At 47.2% G+C, this 19162-nt stretch carries 15 protein-coding genes; all 15 read right to left on the bottom strand.

What is annotated here, in order from left to right:
• Positions 1-10: 10 nt before the first annotated feature.
• On the bottom strand, positions 11-919 hold the full coding sequence (locus tag B3X29_RS03025) for a glycosyltransferase family 2 protein (protein WP_290503538.1): 909 nt from the start codon (positions 917-919) through the stop codon (positions 11-13).
• An 88-nt stretch (positions 920-1007) separates the two neighbouring features.
• Positions 1008-2174, bottom strand: coding sequence for a nucleotide sugar dehydrogenase (locus tag B3X29_RS03020; RefSeq protein ID WP_191249291.1), 1167 nt, complete (start codon positions 2172-2174; stop codon positions 1008-1010).
• 425 nt (positions 2175-2599) lie between these two features.
• Positions 2600-3685 carry a glycosyltransferase family 61 protein gene (locus B3X29_RS03015; protein ID WP_290503537.1) on the bottom strand — a complete coding sequence of 362 codons (1086 nt, stop codon included), beginning with the start codon at positions 3683-3685 and terminating at the stop codon, positions 2600-2602.
• Between the two features lie 345 nt (positions 3686-4030).
• Positions 4031-6712 (bottom strand): glycosyltransferase, encoded by a 2682-nt coding sequence (locus B3X29_RS03010; RefSeq protein WP_191249275.1) that lies wholly within the window; start codon positions 6710-6712, stop codon positions 4031-4033.
• Entirely contained in the window at positions 6712-8034 is a 1323-nt protein-coding gene (locus B3X29_RS03005) for a hypothetical protein (protein ID WP_290503536.1), read from the bottom strand. The genes B3X29_RS03010 and B3X29_RS03005 overlap by 1 nt, the downstream gene beginning before the upstream one ends.
• Positions 8035-8403: 369 nt before the next feature.
• On the bottom strand, positions 8404-9606 hold the full coding sequence (locus B3X29_RS03000) for a sugar transporter (RefSeq protein ID WP_094337631.1): 1203 nt from the start codon (positions 9604-9606) through the stop codon (positions 8404-8406).
• Between the two features lie 14 nt (positions 9607-9620).
• On the bottom strand, positions 9621-10271 hold the full coding sequence (locus B3X29_RS02995; RefSeq protein ID WP_047721809.1) for an ABC transporter ATP-binding protein: 651 nt from the start codon (positions 10269-10271) through the stop codon (positions 9621-9623).
• 12 nt (positions 10272-10283) lie between these two features.
• Positions 10284-11027, bottom strand: a complete 744-nt coding sequence (locus B3X29_RS02990) for an ABC transporter permease (protein WP_249577082.1) — start codon at positions 11025-11027, stop codon at positions 10284-10286.
• 111 nt (positions 11028-11138) lie between these two features.
• Positions 11139-12902: a polysaccharide biosynthesis/export family protein gene (locus tag B3X29_RS02985; protein WP_016240555.1), complete on the bottom strand. Its 1764-nt coding sequence runs from the start codon at positions 12900-12902 to the stop codon at positions 11139-11141.
• 17 nt (positions 12903-12919) lie between these two features.
• Complete coding sequence (locus tag B3X29_RS02980) at positions 12920-13294, bottom strand: hypothetical protein (protein WP_032180729.1); 375 nt, start codon at positions 13292-13294, stop codon at positions 12920-12922.
• Between the two features lie 483 nt (positions 13295-13777).
• Entirely contained in the window at positions 13778-14290 is a 513-nt protein-coding gene (locus tag B3X29_RS02975) for a 4-hydroxyphenylacetate 3-monooxygenase reductase subunit (RefSeq protein WP_103178136.1), read from the bottom strand.
• 17 nt (positions 14291-14307) lie between these two features.
• Entirely contained in the window at positions 14308-15870 is a 1563-nt protein-coding gene (gene hpaB, locus B3X29_RS02970; protein ID WP_039030502.1) for a 4-hydroxyphenylacetate 3-monooxygenase, oxygenase component, read from the bottom strand.
• Positions 15871-16090: 220 nt separating this feature from the next.
• A complete protein-coding gene (hpaA, locus tag B3X29_RS02965) occupies positions 16091-16981 on the bottom strand; it encodes a 4-hydroxyphenylacetate catabolism regulatory protein HpaA (RefSeq protein WP_290503535.1) in 891 nt (296 codons plus the stop codon).
• A 9-nt stretch (positions 16982-16990) separates the two neighbouring features.
• Positions 16991-18337 carry a 4-hydroxyphenylacetate permease gene (gene hpaX, locus B3X29_RS02960; RefSeq protein WP_290503534.1) on the bottom strand — a complete coding sequence of 449 codons (1347 nt, stop codon included), beginning with the start codon at positions 18335-18337 and terminating at the stop codon, positions 16991-16993.
• A 21-nt stretch (positions 18338-18358) separates the two neighbouring features.
• Positions 18359-19156, bottom strand: a complete 798-nt coding sequence (hpaI, locus tag B3X29_RS02955) for a 4-hydroxy-2-oxoheptanedioate aldolase (RefSeq protein ID WP_290503533.1) — start codon at positions 19154-19156, stop codon at positions 18359-18361.
• Between the last annotated feature and the right edge of the window lie 6 nt (positions 19157-19162).

The raw sequence follows: 19162 nt of genomic DNA, 5'->3' as shown, positions 1-19162 counted from the left end.
AAAACGTAGATTAGCCGATTAACTTTTTAACGCGGGTCGCCAGCCAGGAGTCGCTTTTCTGTGGACTCTCTTCTGCGGGCAAGGCATCCAGCTGCGCCTGTATTGCTGCCATTTCGGCTTTGACTTTCGGAGCCAGAGCCGCTGCCAGCAGACAGGTCTCGTCGTTGCGATCGTGGGCTTTGAAGTAGGCTTTGTGTTTGACGCGCCTGGCCGTGGCGGCGCTGCCACGCAGATGCTTACCGAGCAGGAACTCTTCCAGAGACTTAACCACATAGTGGTTAACCCGCATCTCTCCCCAGATGACTTCCTCGCTGACGCCGCTGCCATGTTTTGGATGTAAGACCAGATCGTTGCCCAGCGTATCGATATAGCGGCCATAGCGCAGTTCGGCGTGATGAGGATTGTTAAAGTGAATCGCGCTGTTAGGCCTGACGATGCTCTTAAAATTCTTATTGGCATTAAACTGCTGAGGGGCACGCTGGGTGAAGCGTTCGGTCACTAAACCCTCTTCAGCAAACAATTCCCCGTTTGAGCCAAAGTTCGACCAGTTCAGGGCGACAGCACTGACGGAGGGATCGCTAAACCATTTGTCCAGACTGGCGGCAATGCTTTGTTCAGGATCGAGTGGTACCAGGAATTCGTCGGCATCAATAAAGGCCAGTAAATCGATATCTGTGCTGCAAGTGCGTAAAATACGTTCGTAAGCGGGTAACTGCGGCTTTTGCCCCTCGACATCAGGAAAATCCAGCACGCTTACGATGCCCAGTTTTTCCAGCCCATCAAGAAAAGCACGCGAACCATCATTACTGCCATTATCCGCAATAATAAATCCGCTAACCCCTACGACCCTGTGGTATGCAATCCACTCAAGCAGGGCATCCATTTCGTTTTTAATAATTGCGGCGACAAATAATTTCAAAATGAATTCTCAATTAAAAAATGTGTGACAGTATTAACTGTACGCATTGCTAATAAAGAGGGGAATATCCCCTCTTTTTCAGGGCATTTCAATCTGAGCCAAAAAGATCACGGGTATAAACTTTGTCAGTGACATCAGCTAGCTCGCGAGCCATCCGGTTGCAAAGAATCACATCACTGATGGCTTTAAATTCACCGAGGTCACGAATGACCCGGGAATGAAAGAAGCTATCCTCTTTGATGGTTGGCTCAAAGACGACGACTTCGATCCCTTTGGCTTTAATCCGCTTCATGATCCCCTGGATAGCGGAGGAGCGGAAGTTATCGGAACCGGCCTTCATCACCAGACGGTGGATACCTACTACCTTAGGCTTGCGGGCAATCACGCTGTCGGCAATAAAATCCTTACGGGTGGTATTCGCATCGACGATAGCGCGAATCAGGTTGTTTGGCACCTCCTGATAGTTGGCTAACAGCTGTTTGGTGTCTTTAGGCAGACAGTAACCGCCATAGCCAAACGAAGGATTGTTATAGTGCGTGCCAATACGCGGGTCCAGACCAATACCTTCGATAATCTGACGGCTGTCTAACCCATGCGACTGAGCGTAGGTATCCAGCTCGTTGAAATAGGCAACGCGCATGGCGAGATAGGTATTGGCAAACAGCTTGATCGCCTCGGCTTCGGTACTGCCGGTTAACAGCACCTGCACATCCTGCTTAATGGCACCTTCTTTCAGCAGATCGGCAAAACGTTGCGCACGTTCGCTGCACTCACCCACGACAATACGTGATGGATACAGGTTGTCATAAAGCGCACGCCCTTCGCGCAGGAATTCCGGGGAGAAGATCAGGTTCTCGGTGCCAAACTCCTGGCGCATGCGTTCGGTAAAGCCCACCGGGATGGTGGACTTGATGACCATAATCGCATGCGGGTTAATGCTGATCACATCGCGAATGACGGCTTCGACGGTACTGGTATTGAAGTAATTCGTCTTAGGATCGTAATCAGTCGGCGTGGCGATAATGACAAACTCGGCGTCTTGGTAGGCTTCGACTTTATCCAGCGTGGCCCGCAGATTAAGAGGCTTGTTGGCTAAGTAGTCTTCAAGTTCTTTATCGGCTATGGGGGATTGGCATTGGTTAATCTTTTCGACTTTTTCGGGTACTACATCAAGTGCAATCACTTGATGATGCTGGGATAATAATACGGCATTTGAAAGGCCGACATAACCAGTTCCAGTTATAGTTATTTGCATAGGAATACTCATTAAGCTATCGCATTTAAAGCCAAGTAATGATAACTATCGATCAAGCTCATTATTATTCGGCTCTGTAAAAGACACTGGTTAAATTTAAACCATCGATAATGAATGTATCGATGGTTCTTTTAACATAGTAAATGGGCAGGATATTTGGAATATAAAGTGTATAATAAACTAAATATCTTAAATTTCGTTTGCTTAACATTTGTTTCTATATGTTTTAAATTTTCTACTTGTATTTTATTTATAGAGTCTTTGTTGTTGCATGCTGCGTACGGATTATTAATTAATAAGAATTTTGAATCATAGTGATTATCTTTATTTGAATATGGGTGATTTCCCATCAACTACAATGCAGCGTAGGCTTGTTCTAGTCTATGTGTCCGCGCCCATTTTATCGAAAGCAGCGTTGCAAACTATTAGAAAGATAAATTTCTCACAATTTCACATATATTATCTATATCGACATGCATTGAGCTATTTCTATTTTGATCTTGGCTTTCAGTTTCACATCTAAATTCGTTATATAAGTGAGTTTTATGGACTGAAATAAAATGGAAGAAAGTATCCGGCATTGATGCTGGTGCGATGTTTAATATTTTTGCACCTTCATTGGCATAAACAATATTTGTCATTTCTGCGCCCATTACTCCAATCACAGAGTCGGCATCTTTGAGGGCTGATATTTGTTCATCAAAATTAAGTTTTCCGGGAGTAATGGCGGTGAAGCCAAAATCCTTTAAAACTGATGTAAGATGATCAACGTTACTAATACGTCTATGAGGTGAGTCTCTTAATAGTTGAACTTTTTGCAAGCCCGCGCCTTGGACACTGTCTCTTAACCTATTATTAAATTGTACTGCTTGCGGAGCCATATAGGTACCGTGATTAGTTAAACCATCAATGATTACAAGCGTTTGGAAGCGTTTGATATCATTTTTACCCATTTTCATTATCATTAAGTCTGAAGAAGCACCTGATAACCTCAAACTTGTGTCAATGACAAGGTTCATTTGACTACTTACATCAGGTACAAGCACTCCAAAATCTTCATCTAGATAAGTAAGAAAACTGATCTTTGGGAGGCACTCAATCAACCAATGTCCGTAGTTTTGCTCTCCCCTTTTTCGAAGATTTAGAAATTTACCCTGTATATATTCAATATCAGTTAAACTCTTAGCCTTTTTTATAAATCCTTCAATTTCAACAGCAGAGTGTTGTGTTATAGTTTCCTTAATAACTCTAAAATTTGAGTCGAGAACCAGTCCTTGTTCTCCTACAATAACATCATGCAATTCGATAATTCTAATGTCACGGCCTAAAATATCGGTAGAATCCCATCCGGTTGACATCGCCCGTCTTATTTTTTCAGGAATAATATTTTCATTGAAAATATTTGGTTTTTTATTCTTGAAACCATCATTATGGATAGTGATTACATTGCACCCAATATCTTTCGCAAGAATCACTTCAATGCCAGATTGAGAGTCGACGTTATTAACCATTAAACAACCTTTTAAGATTTTAATAAGTGTCGTGAAAATTTTCGATATGTTTTTAGAGTGTTATACGCCATTTAGCATGATTTACTTTATAAATTCATAAAGTTTTTCTGTATCTGAGCGTAATAAATTCTATAAGCGATTTTTTGGCACTATAGATCGTCAGCAAGTTACACATACGCTAGCATGATTCCTCATGATAACGCATTTTTTTGATATTTAAGTGCGCTTATAGTGATGCGATATATTTTGATGACGTAAAATGAATCGATGAGATTATTAACTGCCGCCCATTATGTCACTAATTATTTTACAAACAGTAAAGTAGTAAATTCATAATGTTTTTACTCAAGCGACATGTAACTTTTTATACAAAGATACATACTGTTCACTCATCCATTTTGTAGTGTTGGTTATACCAATACTATCTTGCCATGTATTTAATTTTTTAATTTTTTCATTATAGATATTTTTATTAGTAACAGCATTTATTATTAATGCTTTACATTCATGAGAAGTAATGTCGCTGCTGACAAGCCAACCCGCTCCGGTTTGTCTTATTCTATTACCCACAGCGCCCAAATCTATACCAACAACAGGGGTACCGGCGGCCCACATTTCAGTAAGCGTATGGCAGAAGGTTTCTGGCCATAAAGAAAGAACTATACCGATATGTGGTTTTATTGATTTTATTTTTTCAATAACATCATCACGAGTATAAGTTCCGTGATAAATACCTAGTCCATTTAATTCTGAAGCAACCTTACCTAAAAAATGGAATTCAAATAAATTTTGCTTATCTTCTTCAATCATTTTTTTGATAAGTAAAGCACCTTTGGCGATAGAAATATTGCCCGGTACAATTACTTTTATTTTCTCAGGACGGGTATCAAGTGCTTCGCCAGGGTACATCAAAGGGAAGTCTCTTCCATGCGGTATAACCGCGAATTTCTCCTCAAGTTGTGGAAATATTTTACAGATTTGTTTTTTTGCTGAATTGTCTGTCGTGATTACAATATCGCAATATGATAAGAAATCGTTAAATTGGTCGCGCCATCTATGAATGTAATTATTCTTTAAATTAATTATGTCGTCCTCTTCCCATAGTGCGATTTTACAATCTTTACTTTTGTTATTACATGTCCCAGCACAATACTTACCAGATTCGTTGCTTAAAGTAACTGTTGGGCAAATAGAGTAAAAGTCATGCATAGAATAAATAACGGGTATATTCATCGATTTTGCGATGTATGGAAGATTCAAACTATGCCAGGCTATATGTCTTATATGTAGTAACTCTATTTTGTATTTGAATAATATTTCGGCGACGATGATATCGTATTCTTCAGAGCGATGTTCTAAGGCATTAATAGAAACGCCTAAGTGAGTTTCCTCGAGGGTTTGTAACTCCCCACTTACCAGTTTAGAGAGGTAAATAGTTGACTTATCGCATCTTAATAAGAAGCAGCTATATTTGTCTGAAATTGCACGCATTAAATCCAGGTTGGTTTGTGGAGTTCCGCCTGTGGTTGTAGATATAACAAATAAAGCTCGTGGCAAAACCACGTTATCTTTTGCCAGCGCAGCTCTTATATTCGAGCGTAAAAGCTGGAATTCAACATCATGGAATCTTGTTGTTAATTTTTTATATTCTGGATAGTCAGAGCGTAATTGTTTGGCTCCAGCTTCCATAAGTTTAATTTTATCGTCTTTAAAACTCTGGCTTCTTTTATGATATACAAAGGATTTATCACAAATGAGATTACTCCATCCTGCGCGAAATGCTCTCATGCATAAATCATTTTCTTCCCCATAGCCTATTGGGTACTTTTCTTCATCAAACAGGCCAAATTCATGCAGGAAGTCCCTTCTGATATAAAAGCAAAAACCATTTCCTGTTGGAACAGTAATATGATTGCCAAAAGTATTTTGTGTGACTAGACGAGCATGCTCTTCCTGAGTTAAACCCGTTTTTATCTCATTGTATTTACCAATCTCTGGTACGGAAAATGCACCAGAATTATCGGAAAGAGCGGTGACGGTTGCTACTTGATTTCTAGTATATGCAACGTATTTTAATGAATCTAACCAGCGGTGTGTTGTCACAGTATCACTATTAAGTAATACAACATCATTATCATTACTCAATTGTATTGCTTTATTTACTGTTTTTGTATAACCAAGGTTAACAGGATTGGTAACATGGGTGAAACCATATTCTTTATTAAATTCATGAAGCAATTCTGATATTTTTTTATCAGGGCTGCAATCATCAATCATCAATACTTGCACGTCGCGACTTAATGTTTTGACTAGCGAATTTAAACAATCTTTGACCGCTTCATAAGCATTGTAAATAGGAACTATAACGGTAACATCTCTTATCTGTCGAGAATTCAAAAAGTCTATGTATCGCGAGTTATAAATGTTTTTGCGAAACTCACTTTTATATATTCTATTGCTTTTGTTTAGGGATATATTAGTCCCGGAAAACTTTAAATCAATGACAGAGCCATTTTTTAAAATACCCTCCTGGAATGACAGTACGAATCCAGCGCATTGTCCGGGAAGCCCTTTCCTGATAAGATCGCCTCGGCTTTTATCCGTTTTGATTTGCATAAGGAAATTACTATCAACGTAAATATCAATAGATACAGGTTTTCCCGGATGCATCTCATCTATAGCCCAACCGCGTAATTCCGTGGTCGAAAGAGAATCAAAATAACCTCGGCAGCTGGTAGTATTCTTTAACTGTGGGATGTTATTAATTTTTATGAGATTCTTTTTAAGATTGTTATTGGCTACAATTTTACACAGTTCTGTTAAATTTGTTATTTCTTTATAATTATCGATGTTAAATGTCGATGAAGGTTTTCTTTTAAGATAGAAACCATATTTAATATAGTGCTCAACAGGATCAATACCAGTTTTAACTACATCAGGATATTCTTTGGCGTACCAGAGTGGATCAACTAAACCGATGGAAGCTACTTCGTTTAATAAATTTGAATGAATCATTGTCTCGCCCATTAATAACTAGTTCTTCGGTTTTCTTTAATACCAAAAATAATGTAATGCTCTAACGGATTAATGCCTTTTTCCTTTACGTCAGGATGAAGTTCGAAGTATATCTCATTAGAGAATTTTGTTGATGGATTTCTATTTTCAAATCCACCAAATAATAAATAGTGTCTGGCGGGGTCTATTCCTGAATTTTTAACATCTGGATTCTGTGATAGATACCATTCAGAATCAAAATAAATCGACTCTCTAATTAATTGAATGGTCTCGTTTAGTTTTTTAGTATTTTTTTGTTTTTTGGTTTTAACTGGATGGCTTAAAGCGCGTATAGGAGCTGTAGCTTTCCATGAAAAACTATTTTTTATTTTTTCATGTTTCTCATTGGCAGCAATAAGTTTTTCTTGAAGTTTAGATATATTTCTGTTTGCTTTCTCAAGCATACCAGTGATCACTGCGAGTTCATTAAATCTGCAACTAAGCGAGTTTTTAGTTTCAATCAGTTCTGAATTTAATTCACTAATTTTTTTCTGATATTTGTTGTTGGTAATGGTTTTTGAGTCAACTTCCTTTTTAAGATTTTCTAAATTTTTATTTTGTTCTTCTAGTACCTGGATATCCTGTTTGAGCTTAGTATTATTGGTTGTTATGATTTTATTAAGTTTGTTATTTTTTGATACTTCAGTTTCCTGTTGCTTTTGACTTTCGTGTAACATTAATGTAAGAGAAGCAATTTCATTGAATCTTAGATTAATGCTCTCTTCTAATGATATGATTTTATTTTTGTTACTCTCTAAACTTAATAAAAAATTTACTGCTAATAATAATTTTTCATCAGGCGCTGATGTAAATGTGCTCTTTTTGAGCGGTTTGTAACCAATTGGTCGCAGAGAGATATTATCCATACACTCTAATGTATGCCAATATTTCTTGCCCCATAAGAATAACATTCCTAAATATACATTAAGAATTTCATTCTTTTTGGAATTGCTCTCGGCTTGAATTTTTAAAGTTTGTTCTGGCTTTGTAATATAGTCAATTACTGCAGGGAGGGTGATGACGCTTTTATTGAAAGCAATGAAATTTCTTTTTGCTTTTTTTATCGTTGATAAAAAATTTTGTTGATTTTGATTCCAGCTATCGAATTTACTGAGGCTGACATTTTTATTAATGTCGTTGTCATTCCATGGATAATCATATTGCCATATAAATATATCACACTCTAGTGCTAACTTAATTTGTGATGATAATTCCTTGGCAGTAGAAAATTGTATTGTATAATCGCCGTGCTGCTCTAATTCAGTCTCTGAAGAGCCATATATATATATGTTCACCAGATTTCCTCATTCTTAAATAATGTTATTAGATATCTATGTATGTTCGCTAATATGCAAGTTGATTTTAATGGAATAGTAATTCATATATGATGTCTATTGTATTTGCTAATTTTATGTAATTATTAATTTATAAAATCAGCTATAATTATCATGCAAGTTATAATATCCTTATGCGTTGAATATCCTTTAATGGTTAAATGATTTCTGCTATATTATTTGCTTTGCTCTTTGAATCCTAATGTTGAAAAAAGGGTATGTGGTTTTATGATGATTTATCACCTCCCCTTTTAATTTTTTCTAAAGTTTATATTACAAAATACTTTTATGTAGGGATGCGATGTAGAACTTAAAGGTTGTTCGACATAATCAGTCCTGATGCTCACGCAGAGTCGCAATACCCATCACAATCAGACCATATAGCAAGCAGAGTAGAACCCCTGTGGTCAGAAGGTTGTAGAGACGACGTGGATACTCTGCGTCTTCTGCCAGCGTTGGCTGGCTGATAACCAGCAGGTGCTTAAGTTTGCGGTACGCCTCCACGCGAGCTTGTTCCAGACTAATCAGTCCGGTTTTATACAGATCTGCCGCCAGGGTCGCTTGGGTTTGCACATCCATATAGCGAGCCGTCACTTCGTTCATCGCATCTTTATCAGCACCGGTAAGTCTGGATTGCTCCTGAGCCAGTTGCTGCGTTAAGGCATCAACCCTGGCCTGCACGGAAACAACAGCTGGGGCGGTTTCTTTCATATAGCTTTGCAGCTGTTTTAACTGGGCCTGTTGTTGTGCCAGTTGAGCTTCAATCTGACTTACTACACCAAGACGTGCACTGCTGGTCGACTCCGGGCTGATAAGGTGATGGCTATTCTGGAAATCGAGGACTTTAGCTTTCTCAGTCTGCACACGCTGATAGGCGCGATCGACTTCTTTCTCGACGAAGGCCAGCTGTTCCAACGCTACCTGATGCCCCAGTTTATTAATAAATCGGTCAGATTCCTGGAGCATCAATGCAACAACGCGCTGCCCATAGGCAGGATCAAATGCCTGTAGCTCAATCGTCAGCACGCCAGATAACTCATCCAGATGTAATGACAGGTGCTGACGATAATATTTAATAAACTCTTCCCGACTGACATTATCAGGTAGGCGGGAAAAGTAATCGACTTTAGAACTTTGATAATGGGCTTTCAAACCCAGCTCTTTATCCAGTTTGTCGAGCAGATCGGGGGATTTAAGGTAATCCTGAATGATCAGTATGTCTTCATGATTACTGCCACCAATTCCCAGCATCGACAGAGCATCGGGCAACATTTTGATCTGGTCGGCCTGCTTAACTACCAGCTCTGCCCGGCTGACATAGCGATCCGAAACAATGACGCAGAAATAAAGCGCAGCAATAGCAAAACATACTACTACCCATAAAAAACTGCCGAGTTTAAGGCTCTTTTTCCATGAGCGGTGGGCAAGCTTGAAACCGCTGGAGTCAACAATGAAATGTTTGGGTTTGGTCTTTAATTTATTTAGCTTGCGCATCAAACCGGAGGATTTGTTAGAGCGGGTTGGCTGAATCATGATTTTTGGGCTTGTTATAGTTTCTGATAAATACGGATGGCATCTTCGATATCGTCGAACAACTCAAGGGTGCTGTTGCGCAGCAAAATACCCATATCGCATTGTTGGCGTAAGTTTTTCATATCGTGCGAGACCATGATCAAACTGGCGGTCTCGCGTTTTTGGTTAAAAACATCAATACATTTTTGTTTAAAGCGGGCGTCGCCCACTGACATAATTTCGTCGGTCAGGTAGATATCAAAGTCAAAGGCCATACTGACAGCAAAGGAAAATTTTGATCTCATTCCACTGGAGTAGCCTTTAATCGGCAGTTCAAAATGTTGACCAATTTCCGAGAACTCTTTTACCCACTCTTCGATAGCCAGCGTATCGCGAACGCCATGAATCCGGCAGACAAAACGGGTATTTTCACGCCCGGTCATGCTGCCCTGAAAACCTCCGTTTAGCGCCAGAGGCCAAGATACACGACAGTGACGTGTCAGTTTTCCCTTACTGGGCATATCCATCCCGCCCAGCAGACGCAACAGAGTAGATTTTCCTGCTCCGTTGACGCCTAAGATACCGATATTGCGGTCGCGGGGTAACGTGATGCTCACGTCACGCAGAACGTAGTTGCGACCAAATTTGGTGGGGTAATACTTCGAGACGTTTTCCAGAATGATCATGCTTATTCTACTTTAGCTGGCAATCAAGCGACGATGACTCAGGCGGTAACAGCTCATTGCGAACGTCAGCAGTACCAACGTCACAGCCGAAAAATACATCCCGCTTACATTCGGGCTGGCATAGCCGGAGATCCAGCTGCTTCGGATTAGCTCAACGGCATGAACCAGCGGGTTCCACAAAAACCAGTGTTGATAATTTGAGGGTATGGTCGCGAGGGGGTACATCACGCAGGAGATAAACATCAAGGGCATCATCAGCAGGCTAAGGAACTTATCAGCTTCTTTGAATAAATTACCCAGTACACAAAAAATAATGCCCAGCGAAAACGAAAAGATCATTAACATAAAATAGATAAGAACGACCTCTAAAGGGTCGCTGGGGATGGCATCAAAACCAAACCACAGCAATCCTAGTACCAGTACGCAGCCCACAACCATGCCAATAACTGTTTCGAGGATAAAACGGGAAACAAAGGTCGCGAAGGGGGTAACTTGTCTGTAGCAAAACAAGCCCTTGTTCGCATTAACGGCAGATTGCAGTTTGCTGACCACATTCCTGAAAAAGAGGAAAGGCAGATAACTTGCAGTAATAAACAATGGTGCCGGAGCTCCACCAAATCCGCTATGCCCGCGCATGCCAAAAATCAAACTAAAAGCACCAATCATCAACAGCGGATCCAGCAGCGCCCAGGCATATCCCAGCCGGTAACTGCCAAATCTCGTTTTCAGTTCACGAATAAGCAGGCCAAACGTCACATCCCTCAGCACCTGGAACGAGCTGCGGGGCGTCTGGTTGAGAACAGGTTTAAGCATAAGAAGGCCGATATCACAGAACGGGCCCGCGAGGGGGCGAGCCCGCATTGAGGGTTAGTTCAGGACCACGTTGGCCGCCACGGCAACCTGATAGATGACCTGGGTGATGTCCTTGATGGACTGCATCATTTTGCTGTCCACTTTCGGCATGACCAGAATCTGATCGCCCGGCATCACATCACCGCCGTCTTTAAACTCCATCAGCCCGTTGGCATGCACCACGGCAATGCGCTTGTCGTTCGCACGGTCGGTATAGCCGCCCGCCCAGGCTACGTAGTCTTCCAGACTGGCGTTTTTGTTGTAGACCACCGCCTGCGGCATCATCACTTCGCCACCCACCTGAATCAGGTCGGTTTTGTTCGGGATCACAATCTGGTCGCCCTGTTCCAGCAGGATGTTGGCGATCACGCCCTTATCGGACACCACCACTTTACCCAGCGGCTGGATTTTGCGGGCTTTTTCCACAAAGCGCATCACCAGTTCGGCCTCTTTGGTGCGAATGGAGGCTTCGCCGTCAGAGCTGGCAGGCGCGGTAAAGACGCTGCGCTCCAGACGGTTGAGGGAGTCTTCCAGCATCTCTTTCTGCCGCGCGGCCACGCTCTTACGCATGATGTAGATCGAGCCGTAATCCGCCATGTTCGGGTCAATCGGGATGTGGTTCAGCAGATCGTGCAGACGGGTCTCTTTACGCACGGTGAAGTAGGATGGCCCGCGATAGCTGCCCATCACCTGCACATCGTACACCTGCGCATGCATGTCGTCGTTGAACAGCACTTTATCGCCGTCGCTCAGCTGAATGCGGTCGAAATCTTTATACGGCATATAGACCGAGAACGGGCCACTGGCGCGATCGCCAATCACGCCCACGTGGCTCACCTTGGCGAGGGGCAGGGCGTAGTCGATCAGCTCTGAGCCGAGCGCGGTGCTGTTCTTCAGCTCGAAGCGGAACGGGTTACGCACTTTACCCGCCACGTTGATCATCGGGCCCTGGGGTTCAACCAGAATCACATCCTGATCTTTGAGGGACAGCTTCGGCATTTTGCCTTGCTGCATAAACTCATACAGGTCGATCTGCTGGATCACGCGGTTCTGGCGCAATACTTTAATATGACGATAGCTTCCGCGGTCGGAGTCGATGCCGCCAGCGCGTTTCAGGAAATATAAAACGCTGTCGGAAGATTGTCCGGCATATTGTCCCGGACGAATGACGGGTCCGGTGACATATACACTGACCGGCGTCGCGGTAAGTAAATTAACGTAAACATTAACGTTATTGGTGAAAACTTCGCTGATATGGCTGGTAACCAGGTTATTAACCTTACTGGCCGCCACATTCTTGACATTAATCGGCCCGACATCGGGAATAAAAATATTGCCCTGATTATCGACGGTCACGACGTTGGAAAAATTGACTGCGCCCCAGATCCAGATATTCAGCTTATCGCCGGGGGCGATCAGGTAATTATCGTTTAAGCCGTCGCTGCGCTCGGTTTCATAACCACCGGCAAACAGGTTGGCACCGTATGGAGGGGGGAGGCCGGACTCGGACTGCGGCAGTAATTTACGCACATCGGACTCGCCCGGCAGTAACATGCCCTGGCGGTTTTGCTGTGCGAAAGTCCCGGTGGTGGAGGAGGTGTTTGCCTGGCCGCTCATCGCTTGCTCGCCGCCAAGCTGCAGTCGGCCATCGCCGTTGTCTGCCGGGGTGTTCATCCCAAATGCCTGGGCTTCTTGCTGGGTGGGGGCGGCGAAAGAGGCGCAGGAGACGCAGGCCAGTAACAGGACGGCACTCAATTGCCGAAAATTCGTTATCTTCACAACATTTCTCTTCAAAATTATTGCACGGCAAGCAGGTTACTGGCGGAAGCCTGTTCCAGCTGCGGTACCAGATACCAGGTATCACCGTTCTTACAGGTCACACCGTGCTGCGACTGGTTGTAGTTGCGATTACGCAGCAGTTCTATGCATTCCAGCCCCAGGGCGGAGACATAACGCTGGCCCAGAATATAGGTATTGCCATTGGCGCTGAGCGCGGCGCCCTGCGGCAGGGTGTTCAGAGGTTGTTGCAGATTGGCTGCCATAGCCTGGAGGTCGGTAGAAGCAGTCTGATTCACAAGCGGTCGGGATGCTTCAACCTGCTTCGGGGAATATGCACAGCCGCTCAACATGAGGGCGAGCGAAATCACCAGAAGGCGAGTTGCGTTCTTCATAGATCAATATTTTCCAACAATGCAATAACTGGAATGTGAAATAAAACTTTGATGGTATTCAACTGATTTTAATAGCGAAGCAGTTGAGAAATCTTGCAGGTGCAGGAGCAACAAAAACGCAGGTGTTAAGTAAGAAAATCCAAAAAAAGGGTAGGCTACCGCACGGAAACAGACAATTCCGGTTAAAATGTGTGCGATTTGCTTTAGGGCGTTGCCATAAAAAAACTATTCAGTAAACAATTAAATCGTTTTTTATTATTCATGAAAGTGTTTTTATGTGGCGAAGATTACATAAGTTTGCAGTTTGTGTCATTTCAAATTTAAGAATTTTGCCCGGAAAAAGGGGAAAAGTCTGAAAGCCTATTAACTCTGGTGGGTTGATCCAAAACTTATATTCAGCATTAGTTTCTGGCAGTGATTGTTTCATATTTCAGAGAATAGAAACAAATAAGCGCCAGCCGGTAGTTCGGCTGGCGAAGGGGATTAAACGGTCATTTCTTGTTCAATTAACACCGGATGAAATCTGCGCTTAAAGTAAATCAGGCCGTGTCCCTCCTGGCTCAGGTGGATATTCTTAATCTCCACCAGGTAGACCAGATGGGTGCCGATGGCCTGTACCTGGCTGATCTCACCTTCCAGGCTTGCCAGCGCCTCTTTTAATACCGGCTGGGCCAGCACACCTTTTTGCCAGCAGGAGAGGGTGAACCGCTCCTCCATGCTCATGCCGGTCATGCCGGCAAAATGGCGCGCCATCAGCTCCTGTTCGTGATTGAGTACGTTGATGCACAGCTTGCCGTTACCCTGGAAAACCGGGTTCATGGCGCTGCTGGCATTCAGGCAGACCATCACCGAGGGGGGCGTATCCGTTACCGAGCAGACGGCGGTAGCGGTGATGCCGCAGCGTCCGGCTTCGCCATCGGTGGTAATGACATTGACCGCCGCAGAGAGGCTGGCCATCGCGTCGCGAAAACGCAGGCGTTGTTCATCATGTTGCATCTTGAGCTCCCGCTGCCCTATTTCAGCAGCTTGTCCAGCAGGTTGATATCGGTGTTGTTGTGCAGGTGCGGAACCGTCCAGCCGTTCTGGTCATATTCAGACAGGCAGCGGTCGACCATCGCCATCATCTTGTCCATGTTGCCGGAGGTCTGCGCCTGGCGCAGGCACTGCAGGCGGATTTCATCCTGGCTACCGGAGTAGTTGATCTCGTACAGCTCATGGCGACCGCCAAACTCGCTGCCGATGGCATCCCACATCAGTTTTAAAATCTTGATGCGCTCTACGTGGTCCATGCCGTTGGAGCCGCGCACATATTTCGCCAGGTATTTGTCGATCTGCGGGTTGTTCAGGTCGCGGGCGCTGGACGGCAGGTAGATCAGGCCGCTGGTGACGTTACGCTCGATGATATTTTTGATCTTCGCGTAGGCCATCGGCGCCATCACGCGGTAGGTTTGCAGCGCCGCGTGGTCCGGCAGGTACGCGCCATTCACCCACGGTGTGGCTTCCGAGCACATGGAGTCGCTCAGCGCCCAGAACATGTTGCGCCAGGCCACCACTTCCCCGAGGTCGGCCTGCACGCCGCGGAACTCGGCGGTGCCGGTACATTCAAGCGACTTTTTCAGCAACCCGGTGATGAAGTCGAGCTTCACTGCCAGACGTACACACGCCTGCAGCGGATACATGCGGGCGAAACCGCCTTCCATGGTCCAGCGACGGCAGCGGTCAAAGTCGCGATAGATGAGCACGTTTTCCCACGGGATCAGCACATTATCCATCACCAGGATCGCATCGTTCTCGTCGAAACGGCTGGTGAGCGGGTAGTCGTAAGGGGAGCCGGTCGCGCCTGCCACCAGTTCGTATGACGCGCGGGAGATCAGCTTCACCCCTTCGGCATCCATCGGGGCGACAAACATCAGGGCAAAGTCGGGGTTATCCCCCATTACCTGGGCCGAGCCAAAACCGATCATGTTGTAGTGGGTCAGCGCTGAGTTGGTGGCAACCACCTTCGCGCCGCTGACGATGATCCCGGCGTCGGTCTCTTTCTCCAGCTTGATGTAGACATCTTTCACTTCGTCAGCCGGTTTGTGGCGATCGATCGGTGGGTTGACGATGGCGTGGTTAAAGTAGAGGCCGGTTTCCTGAATACGGGTGTACCAGTTGCGGGCGTTCTGTTCGAACTGACCATAAAACGCCGGGTTCGCCCCCAGCGCGCAGCCGAAGGCGGCTTTATAGTCCGGGGTGCGTCCCATCCAGCCGTAGCTCAGACGCGACCACTCGGCAATGGCGTCGCGCTGCTGGCGCAGGTCGCTGGCACTTTTCGCCACGCGGAAAAACTTATGGGTGTATCCGCCGCTGCCGGTATCGGTGTTCCAGCAGAGCGTGTCCTGCATGTCAGGTTTGTGCAGCGCATCGTAGAGCTGCGCGACCGAGGCCGCCGCATTGCGAAACGCCGGATGGGTGGTTACATCTTTCACGCGCTCGCCATAGATGTAGATCTCACGGCCATCCTGCAGGCTTTTCAGATACTCTTCGCCGGTTAACGGACGCTGGGTGCTTGCGCGGAAATCTTCAGGTTTCATAGGGACCTCGTATCGGAAGATGGTTGTTAAATTTATGTGTTGTTTTTGTTGTTTAATTGAAGCGTGAGAGAGGCGGGTCGTGAAGGGACGAATGGGTCAACGACGGGTACTTTTCAGACAGGTGTGAGAATTGTGATCGGGATGGGTTTTGCCGGGTGGCGCTAACGCTTACCCGGCCTACAATCCGTAGCCCCGGTAAGCGCAGCGCCACCGGGGAAATTCACGACACCGGCACCTTCTGTGCCCGATATCGGCTTGGTGAACATCCCACTAAGCGGTTAAAAAACCGCGCGAAATAGGCTGGATCTTTGAAGCCCAGCTGCCAGGCAATCTCATTCACCGCGCTGTCGGAGAAGACCAGCAGCCGCCTGGCTTCGCGCAGCTGGCGGTCAAAGATGAGCCGTTTCGGCGGTCGGTTGGCGAAGCGGCGGCAGATGTCGGTCAGCCGCGATTCTGTGAGGTGCAGTTCGCTGGCATATTCCGGCACCGTCCAGTGCTGGTGGAAGTGCGCGTCAACCAGCTGAGTAAAGCGCTGAAATAGTTTCAGTTCGCCGCGCATGCCGAAGGCCTCGTGATCGTCCAGCGGGGCGTTGCGCAGCAGCAGGGTAAACACCGCCTGCGCCAGCAGCGCCAGGGTGTGCTCCCGTCCGGGAAGCTGGCTGGTGGACTCCCGCTCAATCAGCCGCCAGTAGTGGCTGAGTGCCGTCAGCTCCTCCGGTTTATCCGCCAGCGACAGGCAGATGCCCGGCAGCCCGAAGGTCTCCCGGGTGCCGGGGTAGAGCACTTCCAGCAGCGGCCAGATCAGATCTTCATGCACCGTCAGTACGTGTCCGTCGCTGTCTGATTCGGTATAAAAGGCGTGCGGCACCGATGGCGGGGTGAGGACAAACAGCGGGGCCTGCACCGAGTAGCGGTGATCGTCCAGCTGCAGCTCGATCTGCCCGGTATCAAGAAAGTGCATCTGAAAATAGCGGTCGTGGCGATGGGCCTGCATATCGCGGCCAAAAAAGGCCGCCATACGCGCAAAGGACTGGTAATGCACATCGTCCGTACCCAGGCTCTCGTCGTACTCTTTGCTGATGTCGATATTGGTAATCGGGCTCTGGCACATAACCGCTCCTCAGTGGATCTTCTGCGTCGCCATGTCCGGCACGTTTGCACGGCTCTCCTGCCGGGACATCGGAATACGCGTCAGCACCAGCGCACCCACGACCAGCAGCCCGGCCACGAACCACAGCCCGGAGCTGAAGCTGCCGGTGGCATCGCGCAGGATGCCAATCAGCAGCGGGCTGACGGCGGATCCGACGTTGCCGATAGCGTTGATCACCGCCAGCGCCACCGCCCGGGACTGCAGGCTAATAACCTGATCCGGCGTGGTCCAGAATATCGCCATGGCGGTAAACGATCCGGTTGAGGCCATGATGATGCCAAGCAGCTGGATCAGGCTGTGATCGGTGGCCGAGGCCAGCATCCATCCCGCCGCTGCGAAGAGATACGGCAGGATGGTGTGCTTTTTTCGCTCTTTCAGCCTGTCGGAGCGACGGCTCCACCAGATCATCCCGAGGATGGTGCAAAACTGCGGGATCGCCGCCAGCAGGCCAATCACGATATTGCTGCTGCCGGTATTAAAGCTTTGCAGGATCTGCGGCGTCCAGATATTGATGGCGCTCAGCGTATTGGTCAGGCAGAAGTAGGCCAGAGTGTAGAGCAGCACTGCTGGAGTCAGCACTTCACGCAGCGTCGAGCGCGGCGTGGCGGCGTGTGCAACGGCATTCTCCTGCTCGCGGGCGATCATCGCTTTCAGGGTCTGCTTCTCTTCGTCGTCCAGCCAGGTCGCCTGATCCGGCGTGTCGTTCAGAAAGAACCAGGTCACCACGCCGAGGACCACGGAAGGCAGCCCCTCCAGCAGGAACAGCCACTGCCAGCCCTTCAGGTTCCACAGGCCGTCCATCGCCAGAATGTAGCCGGAGAGGATCGAGCCGAGCATCATGGTTACCGGCATGGCGATCATAAACAGCGCGTTGGCGCGGGCGCGGTGATAGGCCGGGAACCACCAGGTGAGATAGACCAAAATCCCCGGCAGGAAACCGGCTTCGGCAATGCCCACCAGCATGCGCAGGACATAGAGGGTTTCGGGGCTGGTGGCGAACATGGTGCAGGTGGAGGCGATCCCCCACACCACCATGATCCCGGCGATCCAGCGCCGGGCGCCGATCTTCGCCAGCATGATATTGCTCGGGATCCCGCACAGCACGTAGGTGACGTAAAAGAGCGTCGCGGCCAGGCCAAACATGGTGGAGGTGAGGCCCAGATCTTTGCCCATCGTCAGCCCGGCAAAGCCGATATTGATGCGATCGAGAAACGAGAAGACAAAGAGAATAAAGAGAAACACGATCAAACGACGGAACAGCTTATTGATGACGCGATGTTCAACGGCTTTATTATCTTGCAGGGTAGAGGTCGTCATGTTGCGCTCCACAGTGTCCGTTCAATAGACGGATTTATTGTTATTAACTGACGTAACCGGGTTATCGATAAAGCGGGCTGCCAGCGCTTCGGCGCTGCGGGCGAGCAGGGTGGTGTCGACGCCGACGGCGACAAACAACGCCCCGAGTTCGAGATAGCGACGGGCCAGCTGTTCATTCGCCATCAGGATGCCGGGCGCTTTGCCCGCCGCCCGGATCTGCGCGATCGCCTGTTCAATGGCCGCCTGCACTTCCGGGTGCTGAGGATTACCGGCAAAGCCCATGTCGGCGCTCAGATCCGCCGGGCCGATAAACACCCCGTCGACGCCGTCCACATCCAGGATCTGCGGCAGGTTTTTTAGCGCCTCGCGGGTTTCGATTTGCACCAGCACGCACATGGCGTCGTTGGCCTGGTGCAGGTAGTCCGGGATGCGGTTCCAGCGTGAGGCCCGCGCCAGAGCGCTGCCCACGCCGCGAATACCCGCAGGCGGATAGCGCGTGGAACGGACCGCCAGACGAGCTTCTTCGGCGTTTTGTACCATCGGCACCAGCAGGGTTTGCGCGCCCACATCCAGCAGCTGTTTGATCTGCACCGGATCGTTCCACGACGGGCGTACCACCGGCTGGCTCGGATAAGGGGCAATGGCCTGCAGCTGGGTTAAGACGGTCTGCACGGTGTTCGGCGCGTGCTCGGCGTCGATCAGTAGCCAGTCGAAGCCAGCCCCCGCCAGCAGTTCGGCGCTGTAGCTGCTGGTCAGCCCCAGCCATAAGCCGATCTGGGGTTTGCCCGCTTGCAGTGCCGTTTTGAATGCGTTTTGCATGGTTAT

Origin of the sequence: Leclercia sp. UBA5076, assembly GCF_002416465.1 — a bacterium.
GTDB lineage: Bacteria > Pseudomonadota > Gammaproteobacteria > Enterobacterales > Enterobacteriaceae > Enterobacter.
The sequence above is the reverse complement of the archived record's forward strand: the minus strand, read 5'-3'. Positions and strand labels throughout refer to the sequence as shown.